Origin of the sequence: Streptomyces sp. NPDC058637, assembly GCF_042717325.1 — a bacterium.
Classification (GTDB): domain Bacteria; phylum Actinomycetota; class Actinomycetes; order Streptomycetales; family Streptomycetaceae; genus Streptomyces.
On the sequence record NZ_JBHXRD010000005.1, the window covers coordinates 181,026 to 201,956 of the forward strand.

Annotated in this window: 17 protein-coding genes and 1 riboswitch; of the genes, 11 read left to right on the forward strand and 6 right to left on the reverse strand. The window is 72.4% G+C overall.

From position 1 onward, the window contains the following. Positions 1 to 63 precede the first annotated feature (63 nt). From ACFWVP_RS07070 to ACFWVP_RS07085, 4 genes are all read left to right on the forward strand, one after another. Positions 64 to 1,743 carry a protein kinase gene (locus ACFWVP_RS07070; protein ID WP_384494242.1) on the forward strand — a complete coding sequence of 560 codons (1,680 nt, stop codon included), beginning with the start codon at positions 64 to 66 and terminating at the stop codon, positions 1,741 to 1,743. Between the two features lie 265 nt (positions 1,744 to 2,008). Further along, positions 2,009 to 3,640: a succinic semialdehyde dehydrogenase gene (locus ACFWVP_RS07075; RefSeq protein WP_384494244.1), complete on the forward strand. Its 1,632-nt coding sequence runs from the start codon at positions 2,009 to 2,011 to the stop codon at positions 3,638 to 3,640. An 88-nt stretch (positions 3,641 to 3,728) separates the two neighbouring features. Continuing rightward, the gene (locus tag ACFWVP_RS07080; RefSeq protein WP_384494246.1) at positions 3,729 to 5,567 is read left to right on the forward strand and encodes a GMC oxidoreductase; all 1,839 of its coding nucleotides are present in this window, start codon (positions 3,729 to 3,731) and stop codon (positions 5,565 to 5,567) included. Positions 5,568 to 5,833: 266 nt separating this feature from the next. Continuing rightward, the gene (locus ACFWVP_RS07085) at positions 5,834 to 7,549 is read left to right on the forward strand and encodes a peptidase (RefSeq protein ID WP_384494248.1); all 1,716 of its coding nucleotides are present in this window, start codon (positions 5,834 to 5,836) and stop codon (positions 7,547 to 7,549) included. A 342-nt stretch (positions 7,550 to 7,891) separates the two neighbouring features. Here ACFWVP_RS07085 and ACFWVP_RS07090 read toward each other — a convergent pair whose 3' ends face one another. Next, a complete protein-coding gene (locus ACFWVP_RS07090) occupies positions 7,892 to 8,194 on the reverse strand; it encodes a chorismate mutase (protein ID WP_205018398.1) in 303 nt (100 codons plus the stop codon). A gap of 315 nt (positions 8,195 to 8,509) precedes the next feature. Between ACFWVP_RS07090 and guaA the strand changes: the two genes are divergently transcribed. The 4 genes from guaA to ACFWVP_RS07110 all read left to right on the forward strand — a co-directional run bounded on the left by guaA (position 8,510) and on the right by ACFWVP_RS07110 (position 13,004). Then, complete coding sequence (guaA, locus tag ACFWVP_RS07095; protein WP_329231947.1) at positions 8,510 to 10,096, forward strand: glutamine-hydrolyzing GMP synthase; 1,587 nt, start codon at positions 8,510 to 8,512, stop codon at positions 10,094 to 10,096. A gap of 160 nt (positions 10,097 to 10,256) precedes the next feature. Next, entirely contained in the window at positions 10,257 to 11,012 is a 756-nt protein-coding gene (locus ACFWVP_RS07100) for an SAM-dependent methyltransferase (RefSeq protein ID WP_384494250.1), read from the forward strand. Between the two features lie 129 nt (positions 11,013 to 11,141). Continuing rightward, positions 11,142 to 12,410: a hypothetical protein gene (locus tag ACFWVP_RS07105; RefSeq protein WP_384494252.1), complete on the forward strand. Its 1,269-nt coding sequence runs from the start codon at positions 11,142 to 11,144 to the stop codon at positions 12,408 to 12,410. Between the two features lie 84 nt (positions 12,411 to 12,494). Further along, positions 12,495 to 13,004: a DoxX family protein gene (locus ACFWVP_RS07110; RefSeq protein ID WP_384494254.1), complete on the forward strand. Its 510-nt coding sequence runs from the start codon at positions 12,495 to 12,497 to the stop codon at positions 13,002 to 13,004. On the opposite strand, the gene ACFWVP_RS07115 is transcribed toward ACFWVP_RS07110, so the two are convergent. Both ACFWVP_RS07115 and ACFWVP_RS07120 read right to left on the reverse strand, forming a co-directional pair. Further along, positions 12,911 to 13,174: a hypothetical protein gene (locus tag ACFWVP_RS07115; RefSeq protein WP_384494255.1), complete on the reverse strand. Its 264-nt coding sequence runs from the start codon at positions 13,172 to 13,174 to the stop codon at positions 12,911 to 12,913. The two genes, ACFWVP_RS07110 and ACFWVP_RS07115, sit on opposite strands and share 94 nt — an antisense overlap. After that, positions 13,161 to 14,486: a PspC domain-containing protein gene (locus tag ACFWVP_RS07120; protein ID WP_384494257.1), complete on the reverse strand. Its 1,326-nt coding sequence runs from the start codon at positions 14,484 to 14,486 to the stop codon at positions 13,161 to 13,163. The genes ACFWVP_RS07115 and ACFWVP_RS07120 overlap by 14 nt, the downstream gene beginning before the upstream one ends. Positions 14,487 to 14,695: 209 nt before the next feature. Here ACFWVP_RS07120 and ACFWVP_RS07125 point away from each other — a divergent pair, with 209 nt between their 5' ends. Then, positions 14,696 to 15,982, forward strand: a complete 1,287-nt coding sequence (locus ACFWVP_RS07125; RefSeq protein ID WP_384494259.1) for a PspC domain-containing protein — start codon at positions 14,696 to 14,698, stop codon at positions 15,980 to 15,982. After that, positions 15,979 to 16,674, forward strand: a complete 696-nt coding sequence (locus ACFWVP_RS07130; RefSeq protein ID WP_384494260.1) for a LuxR C-terminal-related transcriptional regulator — start codon at positions 15,979 to 15,981, stop codon at positions 16,672 to 16,674. Before ACFWVP_RS07125 ends, ACFWVP_RS07130 begins: the two co-directional genes overlap by 4 nt. Positions 16,675 to 16,697: 23 nt before the next feature. Here the strand turns inward: ACFWVP_RS07130 and ACFWVP_RS07135 are convergent, their stop codons facing one another. Beyond that, the gene (locus tag ACFWVP_RS07135; protein WP_384494262.1) at positions 16,698 to 17,486 is read right to left on the reverse strand and encodes a GNAT family N-acetyltransferase; all 789 of its coding nucleotides are present in this window, start codon (positions 17,484 to 17,486) and stop codon (positions 16,698 to 16,700) included. A 60-nt stretch (positions 17,487 to 17,546) separates the two neighbouring features. Beyond that, complete coding sequence (locus tag ACFWVP_RS07140; RefSeq protein ID WP_384494264.1) at positions 17,547 to 18,617, reverse strand: NlpC/P60 family protein; 1,071 nt, start codon at positions 18,615 to 18,617, stop codon at positions 17,547 to 17,549. Positions 18,618 to 18,978: 361 nt separating this feature from the next. Between ACFWVP_RS07140 and ACFWVP_RS07145 the strand changes: the two genes are divergently transcribed. Next, positions 18,979 to 19,332, forward strand: a complete 354-nt coding sequence (locus ACFWVP_RS07145; RefSeq protein ID WP_384494266.1) for a hypothetical protein — start codon at positions 18,979 to 18,981, stop codon at positions 19,330 to 19,332. 157 nt (positions 19,333 to 19,489) lie between these two features. Here ACFWVP_RS07145 and ACFWVP_RS07150 read toward each other — a convergent pair whose 3' ends face one another. Continuing rightward, positions 19,490 to 20,677 (reverse strand): NlpC/P60 family protein, encoded by a 1,188-nt coding sequence (locus ACFWVP_RS07150; RefSeq protein WP_384494267.1) that lies wholly within the window; start codon positions 20,675 to 20,677, stop codon positions 19,490 to 19,492. After that, positions 20,676 to 20,835: riboswitch (cyclic di-AMP (ydaO/yuaA leader) on the reverse strand. It overlaps the preceding gene by 2 nt. Between the last annotated feature and the right edge of the window lie 96 nt (positions 20,836 to 20,931).

Consider the following 20,931-nt stretch of genomic DNA (forward strand, 5'->3'; position numbering starts at 1 on the left):
CGGTTACGCCGTAGTGCCTCCCGTCCGTAACCTGTCGTTCGAAGGAATGGGGCGGGGGCACACGTGGAACATGCACAGGGCACGGACGCGGGAATCGTACTGGCGGGGCGGTACCGGCTCGGTGACGTCCTGGGCCGTGGCGGCATGGGCAAGGTGTGGCGGGCCCACGACGAGGTGCTCCACCGGACCGTCGCAGTCAAGGAGTTGACGGCCGGGCTGTACGTGTCCGAGGCGGACCGGGCGGTGCTCCACGCCCGTACGCAGAAGGAGGCGCGTGCCGCCGCCCGGATCACGCATCCCGGGGTCGTCACCGTCCACGACGTCATCGAGTACGACCAGCGCCCCTGGATCGTCATGCGGTACGTCGACGGGCCGTCCCTCGCCGACGCCACGAAGGAGACGGGCGAGGTCGATCCGCGCGAGGCCGCCAGGATCGGGCTGCACGTGCTGAGTGCCCTGCGGGCCGCGCACGGCGCCGGGGTGCTGCACCGGGACGTCAAGCCCGGCAACGTACTGCTCGCGCGTGACGGGCAGGTGCTGCTGACCGACTTCGGGATCGCCGCGATCGAGGGCGACTCCACGATCACCAGGACCGGTGAACTGGTCGGCTCCATCGACTATCTGGCACCCGAGCGGGTGCGCGGCCGCGACCCGGGCCCGGCGTCCGACCTCTGGTCGCTGGGCGCCACGCTCTACACGGCCGTCGAGGGGCGCTCGCCCTTCCGCCGTACGTCCCCGATCTCCACCATGCAGGCCGTCGTCGCGGAGGAACCGCCGCCACCGCTGCGGGGCGGTGCGCTGGCCCCCGTGATCACGGCGCTGCTGCGCAAGGACCCCGCCGACCGGCCGACGGCCGAGGAGGCGGAGCGCATGCTGCTGGACGCGATGGAGGGCCGCAGGCCCCGCGCGGCGCAGGCGCACGTGCCGACGCAGCGGATCTCCGACGAGGACCTGCGTGCCTCCTCGGTCCCCGAAGGATCGACGGCCCATCTCGCGCAGCCGGTGCCCGAACCGGTCGCGCCCGCGTACGCCCCGGCGCCCGCCGCCGCCACACGGAGCGGCAGGGGCCGGTGGCACACCGCCCTGCTCGTCGTCGCCGTGGCCGCGCTGCTGGGCGGGGCCGTGGGCCTGGCCGTGATGAAGTTCGGCGGCCACGGAAGCGGCGGCGCGGGGGAACGGAGCACCGCAGGCCCGGAGAGCACCGGCCCGTCCCCGTCCGTGTCGGACGCTGAGAGCGGGAAGGACGGGGACAAGGACGGCCCGGCGTCCTCGCAGGCGGAGATACCCGACGGCTGGCACCGGGTCGAGGACCCCGAGGGCTTCAGCCTCGTCGTCCCCGACGGCTGGACACGGCAGAAGAACGACGGCCAGATCGACTACACCCCGGACAACGGCGCGCACCGCATCCGGATCAGCCTCGATCCGGAGCCCGACTTCGACAACTCGTACACGCACATGCTGAGCATCGAGAAGGACCTCGCCGAACGGCTGCCCGGCTACGAGCGGCTCACCCTGCACTCGAACACCTTCCGTGACCGGCCGGGCTCCCTGTGGGAGTTCACCTGGGTCGAGTCCAAGGACCATCCGGGCGCGCGCCACGGGATCGACCAGATGTACTTCGGCGAGAGGGGCGGCCCGGAGTACGCGCTCTACATGACGGGGCCCGAGGAGGACCGGGACGAGAGCAAGGAGCGCTTCGAGACGATGCTGCGCAGCTGGCAGCCCCCGGAGCAGGACGGCTGAGGACGCCCTGGACGGGCGGGCGGCGGAGACCCGGGTCCGTGACGCGTCGATCCGTGCACGTGGGTGAAAAGATTCATGCCCGGGTCATGGGGCACCAGAACCTTCACGATTCGCCGCGCCGTCGGAAGATAGCTCCTGATCAGCGGTTATGTCGCCAGTGATCACTGGCTGTGTCAACGGTCGGGGCCGAGGGCAGGCGCAGGGACTGTGAAAAGCTGTTACCGACGGGTACCCAAAGTGTTGCGCCGGACATACTCTCGCCCTCATGACGGACTCGCAGGCCTCCACGACCGCCGCCCCCGGCACCCGCGTCGGCACCAACCCGGTGGCTGCCGCCCCCGTGGGCGTGCGCACCGCGGCCGACGTGGTCACACCCGAGGTGATCGCCCAGCTGACCCGTGGTGTCGTCGGCTCCGGCCGCACGGCCAACCACATGCCGTTCACCGGGGACAAGCTGGCCGACCTGCCCGAGTCCACGCCCGAGGACGTGGCGACCGCCTTCGAGCGCGCCCGCGCCGCCCAGCCCGCCTGGGCCGCGACCTCGATCCGCGCCCGGGCCGCGGTGCTGCTGCGCTTCCACGACCTGGTGCTGCAGCGTCAGTCCGAGGTCCTCGACCTCATCCAGCTGGAGACCGGCAAGGCCCGGCTGCACGCCCACGAGGAAGTGCTGGCCGTCGCCGTCTCGGCCCGCCACTACGGGCGCAGGGCCGCCGCCTATCTGAAGCCGAAGCGGCACACCGGCGTCGTCCCCGCCCTCACGAAGGTCACCGAGCTGCGGCAGCCGCGCGGGGTCGTCGGCCAGATCGCCCCCTGGAACTATCCGCTCGAACTCTCCGTCGGTGACGCGCTGCCCGCCTTCGTGGCCGGCAACGCCGTCGTGATGAAGCCCGACACGGAGACCGCGCTGACCGCGCTGTGGGCCCGCGACCTGCTGATCGAGGCCGGGCTGCCCGCCGGGGTGTTCCAGATCGTCATCGGGGAAGGCCCCGTCGTCGGCCCCGAGGTCGTCGAACGCGCCGACTACGTCTCCTTCACCGGCTCGACCGCCACGGGCCGTGACGTCGCCCAGCGCGCCGCCGCCCGGCTCGTCGGCGTCTCGCTGGAGCTCGGTGGCAAGAACCCCATGCTCGTGCTGGCCGACGCCGACCTGGAGAAGGCCGCCGCGGGTGCCGTCCGGGCCTGCTTCTCCTCCGCCGGACAGCTCTGCATCTCCATCGAGCGCCTGTACGTCCACGAGTCCGTCGCGGACGAGTTCGTGGCGCACTTCGCCGCCCGTACGAAGGCGATGCGCCTCGGCAACTCCCTCGCGTACGGCGCCGACATGGGATCCCTGGTCGGCGAACGGCAGCTGGAGACCGTCACCCGGCACGTCGCCGAAGCCGTCGAGAAGGGCGCCACGCTCGTCGCGGGCGGCACCGCCCGCCCGGACGTCGGCCCGCTGTTCTACGAGCCGACCATCCTCGACGACGTCCAGGAGCCGATGGCCGTCTGCACCCAGGAGACCTTCGGCCCCGTCGTCTCGATCTACCGCTTCACCGACGAGGACGAGGCCGTCTCCCTCGCCAACGCCACGCCGTACGGTCTCAACGCCAGCGTCTGGACCAAGGACGGCCGGCGCGGCCACCGGATCGCCGCCCGGCTGCGGGCGGGCACCGTCAACATCAACGAGGGCTACGCGCCCGCCTACGGCAGTGTGCAGTCCCCGATGGGCGGCATGAAGGATTCCGGTCTGGGGCGGCGCCACGGCTCCGAGGGCATCCTCAAGTACACCGAGGCCCAGACCGTCGCCCAGCAGCGGCTGGTTCCGCTCGGACCGGCCTTCGGGATGGACGACGAGAAGTACGCGGCGGTGATGAGCTTCGGGCTGAAGGCGATGAAGGCCTTCCGGCTGCGCTGAGCCCCCGGGCCGCGCCGGCCCCTCGGCCGCGCCGACCACCAGGCACCCCCTTTCCTGCCTTTCCTTCCCTTTCGTACCGAGGAGAGCCATGTCCCAGGACAGCGCTGCCCAGAAGCAGGACCCGGCCGCCGAAGGACCCGACGCCGACGCCGCGTACGACTACGACGTCCTCGTCGTCGGGTCGGGTTTCGGCGGCGCGGTCTCGGCCCTGCGGCTGAGCGAGAAGGGGTACCGCGTCGGTGTCCTGGAGGCGGGCCGCCGCTTCACGGCCGCGACCCTCCCCAAGAACTCCTGGGACATCAGGAACTACCTGTGGGCCCCCGCCCTCGGGCTGTTCGGCATCCAGCGCGTCCACCTGCTCGGCAAGGTGATGGTCCTGGCCGGCGCGGGGGTCGGGGGAGGGTCCCTCAACTACGCCAACACGCTGTACGTACCGCCCGCGCCGTTCTTCGAGGACCACCAGTGGGCCGGCATCACCGACTGGCGGGACGAACTCGCGCCGTACTACGACCAGGCCAAGCGGATGCTCGGGGTCCGGCTCAACCCGACCATGACTCCGGCCGACGTCCACCTCAAGGCGGCCGCCGAGGCGATGGGAGTCGGCGACACCTTCCACTTCGCCCCGGTCGGAGTCTTCTTCGGGGACGGCAAGGACGCCGACGGGACGTCCAGGGCGAAACCCGGTGCCTCGGTCGCCGACCCGTACTTCGGCGGTGCGGGCCCCGCCCGCAAGGCCTGTTCCGAATGCGGCGAATGCATGACGGGCTGCCGCCACGGAGCGAAGAACACCCTCAACGAGAACTACCTGTACCTCGCGGAGAAGGCCGGAGCCGTCATCCACCCGATGACATCAGTCGTCGCGGTGACGGACCACCCGGACGGCGGCTACCGCGTGTCGACCGTCCCCACGAACCGCCGCAGGAAGGCGGAACCAGCCGTGCTGCGGGCCCGGAAGGTCGTCGTCGCGGCGGGGACGTACGGGACGCAGACCCTGCTGCACACCATGAAGGACCGGGGGCTGCTGCCACGGATCCCGGCGAAGCTCGGCGAGCTGACCCGGACGAACTCCGAGGGCCTGGTCGGCGCGCAGACCAGCGACCGCCGCTACCGCAAGAAGCACGGCACCGCGAAGGCCGACTTCACCCGGGGCGTCGCCATCACCTCGTCGATCCACCCCGACGAGAACACCCACATCGAGCCGGTGCGCTACGGCAAGGGATCCAACGCGATGGGCGCGCTCACCATCCTCCAGGTCCCCTACAGCACGCACCGGGTACTGAGCTGGTTCGGCAGCGTGGCCCGGCATCCGGTGCTCGCCGCGCGTTCGCTGTCCAACCGGCGGTGGTCGGAGCGGACCATCATCGGGCTCGTCATGCAGTCCCTGGACAACTCACTGATCGCCTACCGCAAGCCCGGCGGCATAGGAAAAGGCCTGCTCACCGCCCGGCAGGGGCACGGAGCGCCCAACCCGACGCAGATCGCCGAGGCCACGCGGGGCGCGACGCTGCTGGCCCAGGAGATCAACGGCTTCGCCGGTTCGAACGTCGGGGAGCTGATGGGCACGCCGCTCACCGCGCACTTCCTCGGCGGCTGTCCGATCGGGGCGAGCCCCGAGGACGGCGTCATAGACCCCTACCACCGTGTGTACGGACACCCGGGGATCTCCGTCGTCGACGGCTCGGCGGTCTCCGCGAACCTGGGCGTCAACCCGTCGCTGACCATCACCGCGCAGGCGGAACGCGCGATGTCCTTCTGGCCCAACAAGGGCGAGGCCGACCCGCGTCCGGCCCAGGGGCTGGCGTACGAGCGGCTGGCCGCGGTGAAGCCGAAGGCGCCCGCCGTGCCCGAGGAGGCGTTCGGCGCACTGAGACTGCCGTTCCTGGCGATACCCGTGGTCCCGCCGAAGGCTCCCGCTCCCGGGGTCTGAGCACAAGAACGCCAAGGGGCTGCACCCCCCTCCGAGTGCAGCCCCTCAGGCTTGTGACCGGTGGCTTCCACCGGTGCCATGCATGACCTGTGGAACCGGCAAACGGTTGCCCCAGGAATCACGCAAACCTCATGTGGCGCTCGCCACACTCCCGCCCGTACCCAATCCGTGATCCTGTCCCGTGCAACTCTTCGTGTCTTCGCGAGGTCGAACTCGTACTGCGTCACAGCGGTAACACAGCTTCTGTCGACCCCCAGAGGTTCGCGATGACACGCCTTTCCCCGAAAGCCGCGCTGCGCCGTTCCGCCGGCGCTCTCGCCGCCGCCGGGCTGCTCGCCGCCGGTTCGCTCGCCGTCGGCGCTCCGGCGCGGGCCGCCGACCCGGTCTTCACGCTCGGCGGCCCCGCCGTGACGGCCGTGCACCCCTACCCGGAGAGCGGCGCCCCGCGGAAGTCCTCGCTGGGGCTCACCGTCAGCAACCCGGCCCAGGGCGAGGACGGGTACGAGGGCGAGGTGACCTACACCCTCGACCTCAGCGGCGTCGCCGGCATCGCCGACGTCACCGTCGCCGAGGACACCGGCGGGGACTGCGAGATCACCGGGGACACGGCCGTCTGCCGTGACCACGGTGTACACGCCGGCCTCAGCTCCATCGCCGACTTCGACGTCGCGGCGGCCGAGGGCAGCGAGGAGGGCGCGACCGGCACCATCGCGGTGACCGGCTCCGCGGACGGCGTGACCTTCACCCCGCTCTCCACCGAGGTGACCATCGGCGGTCCCGACCTGGTCATGAAGCGGCTCCCGTTCGACCGGGCGACCGAGCCGGGTGACGTACAGCCGGCCCCGATCACCTTCACCAACAAGGGCACGACGGCCGCCGACGGGGTCCTGCTGACCCTGATGTACACCCGCGGCCTGGAGATCCCCGAGCGGTACGCCAACTGCGAGTACACCGACGGGGAGGGGCTCCAGGAGGGTTTCGCCTGGTCCACCGCGCTGTGCTCGGTCGAGGGCTCGTACGAGCCGGGCGCCACCTACACGCTCGCGGTGCCGCTGTCGGTCGGGACGACCGAGCGGGCGTACCACGACACGTTCGTCTACCGCATCGAAGAGGACAGCGCGTCCCGGCGCACCGCCCGGCGTGCCGGAGCGGCCTTCACCCGGGGCACCGGTCCGGAGCTCGCCCTGAAGAAGGTCACGGCCTCCGCCCGCAGCGTGGACCTCGACCCCTGGGACAACCAGCAGGAAGCGGACTTCCGTACGGAGAACACCGCCGACTTCGTGGCGACCGGAGGCAAGGAGAAGGGCTCCGCCGGGGAGACCGTCACCGCCGAGGTCGGGTTCCGCAACGACGGGCCGGCCTGGATCGGCTACATCCGCTCGGGCGAGTCCGTCGCCACGGTCGACTTCACCGTCCCCGAGGGTGCGGAGGTCACCGGGAAGCCCGACTCCTGCCAGGGCGTGACGGCCACAGGCACATACCGCGAGAAGCAGCTCGGCGCCCCCCGCTACGTCTGCGACACGTCCATGACGGTGCGCGACGGAGCGGAGACCGGGTACCCGTTCGACCTGAAGATCAACGAAGTGGTCCCGGACGCCACGGGCGCCGTCACCGTCAGGAACACCTGGCTCGCCGACCCCGAACTGCCCTTCGACCCCGCGCCGGCCAACAACACCGCACAGCTGGTGCTGAACGCCGAGGACCCGTCCGAGGACACCGGCGGCACCTCGGACGGCACCACCGGCACGGGCGGCTCCACCGGCGGTGACACCTCGGGCTCCACGTCCGGGACGTCCGGCACCGCGGGTACGTCCTCCACCTCGGGATCCACCGGAGGAACCGGCTCCGCGGCGGGGGGCACCGACGGCCCTCTCGCCTCCACCGGCTCGGTCGCGCTGCAGGCCGGCGGAGCGGCGGCCGTGGCCCTGGCGGCGGGCGGCGTGCTGTACGTGACGACCCGGCGCCGCGCCGAGCGGGGCTGAGGCCCGCACCCGCGCCGCGCCCGTCCGAGGGCGGCCGGTCCCGGGCGTCCCCGGGGCCGGTCGCACATGGGTGACCGGGCTGCTGTCCCCTGCCGACCGGTCACACGCGCCGGAACGCGGTCCCACGACGTACCAGCGGTACGTCACACGTCCCGACGGAGCCACGTGGTCTCCCACCGCTGCCGTCCCTGGCTGGCACGGGCACACGGACCAACGAAGCCGCCCGGGGCCCGGTCACGCGCCGTACGGGTGAGACCGGGCCCGAACGCGGGTGCGGCCGTACAGCCTTCCCGACGCCCGCGCCCGCGCCCGTCGTCCCGTGCCCGTAGCTCCCGGCGCCCGTCACACCCGGCCGCGGCACAGCTCCAGCAGCGTCATGGCGAGTGCCGTGCCCGGCTTGCCCAGGGCGTCGCTGTAGTGGCTGAGGACGTCCATCTCGCGGGAGAGGTTCACCCGACGGCCGCCGGACGTGATCCTCGCCTCCTGGATGACCGCGGAGACGGCCATCCGTTCCTGGACGAGACCGATGATCCGGTCGTCGAGCGCGTCGATACGTGTCCGGGCGCCGCCGATCAGGGAGGCGGCCTCGTCGGTGTGCGCGCCGGTCCGCTCGGCGGCGGTCTTCGTGGGAGCGGTGCTGTTCATCCGTGACTCCTGGTGGGGTGCGGCCCCCCGGAGCGACAGGCCCGGAACGCCAGAACGCCCCGGACCTGTCGGCCCGGGGCGCCTGGAGAAGTTGCTTGTCAGTTGCTCAAGCAGCACGACCATGGCAGCCGGCGGGCCGGGTGCCATAGGTAAAGACGAAGATCGTGTGCTGACGCATGGGGGCAAGTATGGACCCGCCCCCGGGGCCGGGTCCACGCCGGGCCCGGATGGTGAGACGGGAGTCCGGCAGGGCGCGGTCCCACGGCCGGTAGAATTGGAGGACCGACCCCCTCTCCACCGCCGGAAGGCCGCCCCGTGCCAGCAGCACCCCCCGCCGCCCCCGACACCACCACCGACGTGGTCCTGGTTGTCGACTTCGGCGCCCAGTACGCCCAGCTCATCGCCCGCCGCGTCCGTGAGGCCCGGGTCTACAGCGAGATCGTCCCGTCCACGATGCCGGTGGCCGAGATGCTGGCCAGGAACCCCCGGGCGATCATCCTGTCCGGCGGGCCGTCCTCGGTGTACGCGGAGGGCGCGCCCAGCCTGGACCGTTCGCTGTTCGAGGCCGGGGTCCCCGTCTTCGGCATGTGCTACGGCTTCCAGCTGATGGCCACCACGCTCGGCGGCACGGTCGACGACAACGGCGCCCGCGAGTACGGGCGTACATCGCTCGCCGTCTCCAAGGCCGGCTCCACCCTCTTCGAGGGCACGCCCACCGAGCAGCCGGTGTGGATGTCGCACGGCGACGCCTGCTCCGCCGCCCCCGAGGGCTTCACCGTCACCGCGTCCACGGACGTCGTACCGGTCGCCGCCTTCGAGAACGACGAGAAGAAGCTGTACGGCGTCCAGTACCACCCGGAGGTCATGCACTCGACCTACGGCCAGCAGGTCCTGGAGCACTTCCTCTACCGGGGCGCGGGCATCGAGCCGACCTGGACGACGACCAACGTCGTCGAGGAGCAGATCGCGCTGATCCGCGAGCAGGTCGGCGACAAGCGTGCCATCTGCGGCCTCTCCGGCGGTGTGGACTCCGCGGTCGCCGCGGCCCTCGTGCAGAAGGCCATCGGCTCCCAGCTCACCTGTGTGTACGTCGACCACGGTCTGATGCGCAAGGGCGAGACCGAGCAGGTCGAGAAGGACTTCGTGGCCGCGACCGGCGCGAAGCTGAAGGTCGTCGACGCCGAGAAGCGCTTCCTGGACGCCCTGGCCGGGGTGTCCGACCCGGAGCAGAAGCGGAAGATCATCGGCCGCGAGTTCATCCGTGTCTTCGAGCAGGCCCAGCTGGAGATCCTCCAGGAGGACGGCCCCGAGGTCGCCTTCCTCGTCCAGGGCACCCTCTACCCGGACGTCGTGGAGTCCGGCGGCGGCACAGGCACCGCCAACATCAAGTCGCACCACAACGTGGGCGGCCTGCCCGACGACATCGAGTTCCAGCTCGTCGAGCCGCTGCGCCAGCTGTTCAAGGACGAGGTCCGGATGGTCGGCCAGGAGCTCGGCCTGCCGGAGGAGATCGTCCAGCGCCAGCCGTTCCCGGGCCCCGGCCTCGGGATCCGCATCGTCGGCGACGTCACCAAGGAGCGGCTCGACCTGCTGCGCGAGGCCGACGCCATCGCCCGTGAGGAGCTGACCGCGGCCGGCCTGGACCGCGACATCTGGCAGTGCCCGGTGGTCCTCCTCGCGGACGTCCGCAGCGTCGGCGTCCAGGGCGACGGCCGCACCTACGGCCACCCGATCGTGCTGCGCCCGGTCTCCTCCGAGGACGCGATGACGGCCGACTGGTCGCGCCTGCCGTACGAGACGCTGGCCAAGATCTCCACCCGCATCACCAACGAGGTCGCCGACGTCAACCGCGTCGTCCTCGACGTGACGAGCAAGCCGCCGGGCACCATCGAGTGGGAGTAGTCCCACGACGATCCCACCGGATCGTCCGGACGGACCCGTGCCGACGCCGCCGCCCTCCCGGGCGGCGGCGTCGCCGCTTTCCGGGCCCCGCCGCCTGCCCGGTCCTCCCGGACGGAAAGCGCTGGCCCGGTCCCGTGCCGCCGTGGCAGGATCCGCGCCTATGTCCGCCGATGAAGTCCGCGCGCTCATGTCCGCCCCGGGGAACAGCCACCTCACGTGGAACACCCCGCTCTCCGAGGAGCACGCCGCTTGTCTGATCGCCGCCTGCGCCCCCGCCCCCGGTGCCCGGATCGCCGACTTCGGCAGTGGCTGGGGCGAACTGCTGATGCGCCTGGTGGAGGCGGCGCCCGGATCCACCGGGGACGGCATCGAGACGGACCCGGACGCCGTCGCGCGCGGGCGACTGCTGGCCGCGGCGAGAGGGCTCACCGACCGGGTGCGGTTCCACGGGGCACCGGCCGCGGAGTATCCGGGCGACGGCTACGACCTGGCCGTCTCCATCGGCTCCTCGCACGCCTGGCCCGGCGGCACCACCGAGGCACTCAAGGCGCTGCGGGCAGCCGTCCGGCCCGGCGGACGGGTGCTGTTCGGGGACGGGTTCTGGGAGCGGGAGCCCTCGAAGGCCGCGCTGGAGGGGCTCGGCGCGGAGCCGGGCGACTTCGGCCCGCTCCTCGGCCTGGTCCGGCAGGCGGAGGCCGCCGGCCTGCGGGTGCTCCAGGTCACCGTGGCCGATCAGCGGGAGTGGGACCTCTTCGAATCCGCCGCCAACATCGGACGGGGCGAACGCTGGGCCCTGGCCCACCCCGGGCATCCGCTGCACGCCGAGGTGACCGCGGCCGTCGACGCCCGCCGCACCGGTTACTACGGCGGGTACCGAGGAACGCTGGGCCTCGCGTACCTCGTACTCAGCTCCTGACATTCGTACATGTGGACGACATGTACGCGCAGCCCGCCCCAGTGCGGGACGGTCCCGCTCCGTACGGCACAATTCGCAGAAATCGCAAGTGAGTTGGTTTTACCGGGGCGGGAAAGGGCGGCGTTCTCCGTGGCGTTGGACGAGGCGAGGGCGAGCAGTACGCACGGCGGTGGCTGTACGTGCGGCGACTGCCCGCACGGAGCACGCGAAGGACATCGGCGCGCGGTGGCGGCCTTCCTCACCAAACGGGACGAACTGGCGGCCGGCAAGGGCCTGCCCGCCGGGGTCGCCCAGTCCGCCTCCGCGTCCCGGCAGTGGGTGTCGGACGAGCTGACGGAGTCGGCCCGCGCGGTCGCCGAACGCAGCCGCGAGGCCGGTGACGCCTGGCTCCACGTGGTCTGGCGGCGCACCCTCGTCGTCGTCTGGGGCGCGGTCGCCCTCCTGGTCATCGGCGAGTCCGCCACCGCCATCGGCGCAGGCTGGTCCACCGCCCGCACCGCGGGCCTGATCGCCGGCCTCGTCACCGCGGGCCTGCTGACCGGCGCGGCCAGGGTCCACCGGGCCCGCGGCGGCCTCCTCGCCCCGCTGATCGGCGAGGACAACAGGCTCTCCACCTCCCGCACCGTCGCCGCCGCCTGGGTGCTGCTCGCCGTGTTCGCCGTCCTGGTCCTCGCCCTCCAGCTGGCCGGCGCCTCCGACCACGCCGACCGCGACGAGCTGATCGAGGGCCTGGACCTGGTCCGCTCGGCGGGCGTGCTGACCGTGCTCGCGCTGGTGTGCGCCGTCGCCGTACTCGTACGCCGGGTGGTGACCGTACGCGTCCTGGGGCAGCGCCTGCAGAAGCTGCGCGCCGACCGGCCGAGGGCCGCCGACCTGCTCACCGACGACTCCGGGCGCGGCAGCTTCACGGATGTGCAGTACGTGCTGGTCAGCGCCGTCGCCGTGCTGTTCGCCGCCGTCCGTCTCGCGCGCCGCCCCGAGCAGCTGCCCGACCTGCCGTGGGGCCTCGCCCTCCTGGTGGCCGTGTCCGCGGCGACCTACTTCTCCGGGAAGTACGCGGAGGGCGGCCGTCCGGTCATCCTGTCGGTCGTACGGGCCCGTGAGGCCGGGGACCTGGACGCCCCGATCCGCACCGGCGACGACATCGAGATCCGCGGTGCGGGCTTCGTACCCCCCGGCGCGGGCAGCCCGGACCGGCTGGCGCGGGTGGTCGTCAGGATCGGCCGGGTGCACGTCCACGTGCCGCTGATCCCGGTCGCCGGGGGCTTCGCCAACCCGGCCGACACGGTGCTGACCGTGCCCGTCCCGGTCGAGGTCGAACCGGGCATCGTGGACGTACAGGTCGTCACGGCGGCGGGTGTGGAGACCAACCCCTGCCAGATCGACGTCACCGACTGAATCCACCTGCCCGCACACCTGGTGAGCCGCGCCCGTCCGGCGTACGTATGGTCTGTCGAGGGGCCAACGGAAGGCGGGGCAGTGATGCATGGGTACGGCGGCGGTTCCTACGGACTGGACGAGCCGAGAAGTCTCCGGGACCGGGCGAGGCAGTACGCGCTGCTGCCCCTGCGGATCTTCCTCGGCGTCACCTTCGTCTACGCGGGGCTCGACAAGCTGACCGACAGCGCGTTCATGTCGGCGAGCGGGACCGGTTCCATAGGCGAGATGATGAACGCCGTACGCGACACCTCGGCGATCCCGGGCCTCGTCGACCTCGCGCTGAAGAGCCCCGAGGGCTTCGGCTACGCCATCGCCTTCGGTGAACTCGCCGTCGGCCTGGGGACCCTCCTCGGGCTGTGGGCGCGGCTCGCGGCCCTCGGCGGCGTACTGATCTCGCTGAGCCTCTGGCTGACCGTGAGCTGGCAGACCGAGCCGTACTACTACGGCAACGACCTGATCTACCTCATGGCCTGGCTGCCGCTGCTGCTCGCGGGTGCCGCCGAGTTCTCCGCCGACGCCTTCCTCGCGTCGCGGCGACGGCGCAGCAGGTAGCTCAGCCACGTCACCGCGGCCGACAGCCCGAGCCCGCCGAGGAACACCGGGGCGGTGAACGTCCACGGGACGCTCCAGGCGCCCGCGGCGTCCGCCGCGTAACCGCCGGCCAGGGCGAGCATGGCGAGGCCCGCCACCGCGCGGCCGGGCCGGATCTCATGACGCAGCACGGGTGACCTCCACCTGTCCGATGCCGATTTCCATCCGCAGCTCGACCGTGCCGGCCGGCTTGCTCCCCTTCACCGGGCGGAGCGTCTCCCGTGTCCGCCGGTCCGCGGCGACGTCCACGTCCTCGCGCTTCGTGGAGGGCAACCGGACGTCACCGAGCCCCACCTCCGTGTACAGCTCGACGGTCACCCCGCGCGGTACGACGACGTGGGCGCGCCCCACCCCGAGCCCCAGCCCGGTGCGCAGCGTGTCGCCCTCCGGGACGACGACCCCGGACAGGTCGAGCTCCGCGGCCCCGGTCCCCAGCTCGTACCACGGCTGTACCGCCGCCACCGACGCCGGACGCCACTCCTCGCGCACCCAGTCGGTGCCGATGTCCTTCGGCACGGCCGAGGCCCCCGCCAGCAGACCCGCCGTGATCACCGCCAGCAGGATCGTGCCGAATCCCGTCCGGCCGAGGACGGCGGACACCAGCAGGCCGAGGCCGAACACGGCGAGCGCGGCGGCGAGCCCGATCTGCAGGCTCGTCCCCAGCGGCTGCCCGTCCCAGCTCAGCCCCGTGCCCAGACCGCCCGCGACCAGCGCCAGCAGGAAGACCGCCCCGCCGATCGAGCGCGGCCCCCGGGTCCCCGGCGCACGGTAGGGCGCCCGGTACGGGGCGTCCCAAGTCGCCCTGCGCCCGTCCCGCGCCGTCGCGTCGTGAGCCGCGTCCACGGGGCCCCACAGATAGCCCGGACCCACCGGGCCCGTCGTGCCGTCCTTGACGATCGGATCCCGCCACCAGGACGGGCTGCCCGGCGTCGGCGGCGCCTTCACCTCGGGCGGCGCCCCGTGGCCCGCCTGGGTACTCCCCGGTGTCTGCGCCGCCGCGCCCGGCGGGTCCTCGGGGGCCGTCCTGCGGTGCTGCGTCCACACGGAGAAACCGATGACGGCCAGCGACAGCATCGCGGCGAAGGCCAGCATCCCGCCGTTGTGCAGCATCGACAGGAGCAGCCCGCAGCCCACCAGCGCGAGCAGCAGCGCGACCAGCGACGCGCCCTCGACCCGGCCCGACAGCAGCCGGCGCGCCTCGTTCTCCTCCTCGCCCTCCAGCGGGAGCAGCAGCCAGGCGAAGCCGTAGAAGATCAGGCCGATGCCACCGGTCACCGAGAGGACGCCCAGCACGATCCGGAAGATCACCGGGTCCACGTCGCAGTACCGGCCGAGCCCCCCGCACACTCCGGCCACCATCTTCTGCCGCGGGCTGCGCCGCAGCTGCGGTTTCGGCTCGGGGGCCGGCGCGACGCCGGGTGCGGCGTCCTGGGGAACGGTCATCTCCCCATGGTGACGGTCCGTACGGCCACGTGGGACCCGCGACGACCCTGGCCGATCCCTGATATTGCTCCCGGGCGCCCCCTGAGGGACCGCCCGGGGCCCCGAGATCGCCGTCCCGGCACGGCGCACCGGGATCCGGCGACTTCTCAGGGTCGATTCCGGGGCCGACCCTGATGCCACGGCCCGCCGGGACATGTGACGATCGGACCATGCCAGCCGCCACGACCCGAGCCCCGGGCCCCCACGTACCGGACGTGGAGGAGCCGCCGGTGCGCAAGCTGTACCGCAGCGCCGACGGACGGATGCTCGGCGGTGTCGCACGCGGCCTCGCGGGTCATCTGGGACTGCCCGTCGCCTGGGTCCGCTTCGTCTTCCTCGGACTGTTCTTCGCGGACGGCCTCGGTGCCCTGCTCTACGCCGTGTTCTGGATCGTCGTCCCGCTCGGCGTGGGCGGCGTGGAGACCACCCGGTCCGTCTTCGAGACCGCGCCGGACGGCCGCCGCAGGCTCCGCAAGCCCGACAAGGGCCAGGTCTTCGCCCTGGTCGCGCTGCTCGTCGGCGCCGTGGTCTTCGTCGGCAACGTCGACATGGGCAGCGAGGCCGACCGCTACATCTGGCCGACGCTGCTGATCGGGGCGGGCTCCGTCCTGGTGTGGCGCCAGGCCGACAACGCGCGCCGGGCCCGCTGGATCGAGGTCGGCCGCCGCCGCCGGGTGCTGCAACTGGCCCGCGGACTGGCCGGTGTCGCCCTCGTCGGCCTCGGCCTGGCCGTCTTCATGGTGGTCCGCGGCTCGGCGGCCCAGCTCGGCAACGTACTGACCGCCGCGATCGCCGTGCTCACCGGCATCGCGCTGCTCGCCGGCCCCTACCTCGTGCGCATGACCCAGGACCTCTCCGAGGAACGGCTGATGCGCATCCGGGCCCAGGAGCGGGCCGAGGTCGCCGCCCACGTGCACGACTCCGTCCTGCACACCCTCACCCTGATCCAGCGCAGCGCGGACGACGGCGGCGAGGTCCGCAGACTCGCCCGCGCCCAGGAACGCGAGCTGCGCAACTGGCTGTACAACCCGGAGGGCACCGGCAAGGACGAGGACGACGAGCCCACGACCCTCGCCGAGGCCGTCAAGCGGGCCGCCGCCGAGGTCGAGGACAAGCACGGGGTGCCCCTGGAGGTCGTCGTCGTCGGCGACTGCCCGCTCGACGAGAGGCTGGCCGCCCAGATGCAGGCCGCACGCGAAGCGATGGTCAACGCCGCCAAGTACGGTGGCGAGGGCGGCGCCGTCCAGGTCTTCGCGGAGGTCGAGGGCCGCACGGTCTTCGTCTCGGTACGGGACCGGGGGCCGGGATTCGACCTGGATTCCGTCCCTGGCGACAGGATGGGCGTACGAGAATCAATCATCGGCCGGATGCAGCGCAACGGCGGTACGGCGCGACTGCGTTCGGTGCCCGGCGGGGGCACGGAAGTCGAGCTGGAGATGGAGAGGGCGAGCCAATGACCGAGAACACCGCAGCGACCGGGGGCCCGGAGCGACGGGTACGGGTCGTGCTCGTCGACGACCACCGGATGTTCCGCACCGGCGTCCAGGCCGAGATCGGCCGCACCGAGGAGACCGGGGTCGAGGTCGTCGGCGAGGCCGCCGACGTCGACCAGGCGGTCACCGTGATCACGGCGACCCGGCCCGAGGTCGTCCTCCTCGACGTCCACCTCCCGGGCGGCGGCGGCGTCGAGGTGCTGCGACGCTGCGCCCCGATGATGGGCCAGGTGGAGAACCCGGTCCGCTTCCTCGCGCTGTCCGTCTCGGACGCCGCGGAGGACGTCATCGGGGTCATCCGCGGCGGCGCCCGCGGCTATGTCACCAAGACCATCACCGGCACCGACCTGGTCGACTCCGTATTCCGCGTCCAGGAAGGCGACGCGGTGTTCTCACCGCGGCTGGCCGGCTTCGTCCTGGACGCCTTCGCCTCGACGGACGCGCCGCCGGTCGACGAGGACCTGGACCGGCTGACGCAGCGCGAGCGCGAGGTGCTGCGGCTGATCGCGCGCGGGTACGCGTACAAGGAGATCGCCAAGCAGCTGTTCATCTCGGTGAAGACCGTCGAGTCGCACGTCTCGGCGGTGCTCCGCAAGCTCCAGCTGTCCAACCGGCACGAGCTGACCCGGTGGGCGACGGCGCGGCGCCTGGTCTGAGAGCCGGGCGGCTGCGGGCGGTCTCAGAGGCGGTCCGGGGTGGGTTCCGGGCCGTCCTCAGGACCCTCCAGCGAGATGTTGAGCTTCTCGCCGACCCTGCGGTAGCCGATGCCCGCGTAGATCCGCTCGACCTCCGGGCTGCCCGGCTCCAGCCACACGGTGTGGCAGCCGCGTCCGAACGCCGTCGTCGTCAGCCAGGCGGACAGCGCGGCGCCGACGCCCCGGCGGCGGAAGGCCTCGGCGACCGCCAGACCGGCCAGCTCGCATATTCCGTCGACCGGGACCGAGCAGCCGCCCGCCCCGGCGGGCTCGGAGCCGAGCACGGCGAGCGCCGCGACGCCCCCGCCGGTCACGGCCCCGCGCAGCCAGGCGATCTCGCCGCCGTCGGGGCCGCCCTCCCCGCCGAATCCCGTGTGCTGCACGGCCGCCGCCGCGGTGAACTCCGCGTCGGTGACGGGCTCGGCGACCTGGAGCCCGTCCACCTGCTTCGGCGTGAGCAGGTCGTCCGGGGCGCAGGCGAGCACCGGGGCACGGTTCTCCACGGTGAAACCGGCGGTCAGCAACGCCGGTTCGACCGCGGGCGCCCAGGCGGGCAGGTACTCCAGCCGGGGCAGCCGGTCCCGCTCGCGGAACGCCGCGACGAGGTCGGCGACGTCCTGTGCGGTCGGTTCCGCACCCCGGTCCGGAATCGCGTAGTTGGCGAACTTCAGCTCCCAGCCCGGGTTGTGACGCACGGTGAACGGGCCCACCCGGTAGTGGTCGGGGGAGCGGAGGGTGAGCGCACGGGCATAGCTCTGGACATCGGTGTCCACGGGCACGGTGGGGCCCTCTCTCTCGCGGATCCCGGTCGGTCCGGCCGGTCGGCGCGGAGCCTATGCCACCCGGGTCGCCCCCGCGAAAGGCATTTCGCTGATCGGCGCGATACGGACCGGTGCGCCCGGTCGCGGGGCGTGGATCATCTGGCCACCGCCGATGTAGAGCCCGACGTGGGTGATTCCTGGGTAGAAGAACACCAGGTCCCCGGGTGCCAGTTCGGAGCGCGCGACGCGTCGGCCCGCGTTGATCTGCGTGTAGGTCGTCCTCGGCAGCGAGACGCCCGCGGAACGCCAGGCGGCCTGGGTGAGGCCGGAACAGTCGAAGGAGGAGGGGCCGGTGGCGCCCCAGACGTACGGCTTGCCGAGCGCCCCGTAGGCGAAGGCGATCGCCTGCGCCGAGCGGGCGTCGGGGGCGGCGACGGGGCCGCGGGGGGTGCCGCGGTCGGCGCGCACGGCCGGGCCGCCGTGCCCCGCGTCGGCGGAGCGCTCGTAGTCGGCACGCTGGGCCTCGGTCAGGGTGGCCAGGAGCCGTTGGGCGTCGGCCAGCTTCGTGCGGACCGCCTCCTTGTGCTTCCTCAGTTCGGCCTGGCGGGATTTGAGGACGGCTAGCTCGTCCTCGGCCCGGGCGCGCAGCTGTGCGACCTCGCCGATCTGCCGGCGTACGCCGTTGATCGCGCCGGCCTGCCGGTCACCGGCCCGGTCCAGGTAGGAGGCCCGCTCCAGGTACTCGTCGGGGTCGGAGGAGAGCGCCAGCCGGACGGCGGGGTCGATGCCGCCGCTGCGGTACTGCGCCGCGGCGAACGAACCGAGGGCGTTGCGCGCGGCGTTGAGGCGGTCGGTCCGGCGCGCGGCCTCGTCGCGCAGCGCGTCGAGGGACTTCGCGGAGGCGGTCGCCTTCTCCTTCGCGCCGTTGTACTTCTCGGTGGCGACCTCGGCGTCGTGGTACAGCCGGTCGACCTTGGCCTTGACCTGGGCCGGGGAGAGCTGGGGCTCGGCCTGGGCGGCGCCTTCCAGGGCGGTGGCGGTCGCCGCCCCGGCGAAGGCGAGGGTGGCCGCGGTGCGGGCAGCAGGCCCGGTGAACAGGCGCTGCTTGGGCTTGCGGTGAGCGGCTTTGCGATGGGCGGCCACGGGGGCGTGGGTCCTTCCGTTCGACTGCCCGCCGGGGGATACCTGCGGGCCCGCCGGGAGTGCGGCGGCGGGCCACCTGGAAAAGGGGGAGTGGCCCGCCGCCGGATCTCCTGGCGGGGTGACCGGGGTGCCGCCCCGGTACGGGTCGGCGGTGAGGAATCGGTCACCTGGGAGGGACGCTAAACCCGAGGCACGGGGAAGAGTCGTAATGACAGTTATTGGCGCGATGTGACGTTTCGGTCTCGTCGAATGACTGGAAAAATCAACCGCAGTCCGGCAATTCGCACCAGGTGTGAACGAATTCGTAAGGAAGTCCTACCTGGCCGAAGAGTGGTGATATGCCCGCGGCTAGGCTGCGGCCATGGACGTACTCATCAATGTCTTCGTGGCCCTGCACATCATCGGTATCGCCTCCCTGCTGGGCGGCTTCCTGACCCAGATGAAGGCCATGGGGGCGGGCACCGCCCGCTTCGTGCCGGCCATGCTGCACGGAGCGCTGACCATGCTGGTGACGGGCATCGCCCTCGTCGGGCTCAACCAGGCCGACGACCAGGCGGTGAACAACGTCAAGATCGGCGTCAAGCTGCTGGTCCTGATCGTGATCCTGGCGCTCGTGTACGTGAAGCGGGACGAGGAGAGGGTCGGCAAGGGCGCCTTCGCCGCGGTCGGCGGGCTGACGGTCGCCAACATCTTCATCGCCACGCTCTGGACCTGAGCCGGCCTCCGGGCCTGAGCCGGCCTCCGGGCCTGAGCCGGCCTCCGGGCCTGAGCCGGCCTCCGGGCCTGAGCCGGCCGCTGTCGTGGGCGGTGCGGCTGTGTCGCGGGCGGGGCGGGCGTACGACTCGTATGCCCGCCCTTCGCGCGCCCGCGTGTCACGCCGGGCGCACGCTGCCGTAGATCGGCATGGAGTAGATCGACTCCTCGCGGACGTTCGCACCGGGCTTCGGCGCGTGGATCATCATGCCGTCGCCCTTGTAGACGCCGACGTGGCTGATGTCGTCGTAGAAGAAGACCAGGTCACCGGGCTGCAGATCCGCCGTGGCCACCCGGGTGCCGGCCTCCACCTGGTCCCAGGTCGTCCGGGGCAGGGTGACGCCCGCGGCCTTCCAGGCGGCCTGGGTGAGGCCCGAGCAGTCGTACGAGGCCGGGCCCGTCGCCCCCCAGACGTACGGCTTGCCGATCTGGGCCCGGGCGAAGGCGAGGACCTTGTCGGCCTTGGCCGCGTAGCCGCTGTCCGAGCCCGTCTCGGAGCCCGTGCCGGAGCCCGTGTCGCCGCCCGTTCCGGTGCCGGAGCCCGCCTCCTCCTCCTTCGAGGCCGCCTCCTCGGCCGCCCGGTCGGCCTCCGCCTTCGCGGCGGCCTGCCGGCGGGCGAGCTCCTTCGCCTTGCGCTCGGCCTCCGCCTCCTTCTCGCGCTCCAGCTCCGCGAGGCGCGCCTTCTCCTCGGCGGTCAGCTCCGACAGCAGCGAGCGGGCCTCGGTCAGCTTGTTCCGCACCTGCTGCTTGCTGGTGCGCAGAGTGGCCTGCGACTCGGTGAGCGTCTCCAGGCTCTTCGTCGCCTCGACCCGCTTCGCCGCGGCCTCGCTCTGCTGCGTACGGAAGTCGGCGACCGCCTTCTGCTGCCGGCTGGTCATCCGCGCCATCAGCTGGTCCTGGTCGAAGTACGCCTGCGGGTCGTCCGCGAGGAAGAACGTCGCCGTCGGGGCGATCGCACCGCCTCGGTACTGCGCAGCCGCGTAGTGGCCCAGCTCCCGGCGCGTCTCGTTGAGCCTGTCGGCCCGCTCGGCCGCGGCCTCCAGCAGCGCGTCGACCTTGGAGCGCTGCTGCGTGGACGCGGTCTTCGCCTTGTTGTACTCCTGCGTCGCCGTGCCCGCCTGGCGGTACAGGTCGTCGACCTTCTTCCGCACTTCCTCGATGCTGGGCCTGGGCTCCGCCGGGGCGGCCGTCGCGCTCTGCGTCGAGAGCAGGGTGACGGAGGCCAGCGCCGCCGTCGTGAGGCCGACGGCCGGGGTGGTGGTGCGTACCCGCGGGCGCGGCTTGCGATGCGATGCCAAGGCAGGCATCTCCTTCCGTGGACCGCCTACCGGGTTAGCTGTCGGGTTCGGGCGGAACGGAAGGCTGCCCTACGGTCCTGGGGAACGGACCGATTCACCCCGGTGCTGCGTGTGGGTCCCCGGTTCCGGCTCCCGCGAGGGCGGCACGGATTCGGCGGGGGTGCCCGCGTGGCGTGGGTCGCCTCGAAGCGGTGACGGGTCACCCGCCGAGCACGCTAGCCAACCCGTGGTGTCCCTGTGAAGGTTGATGTTCGATATGCCCG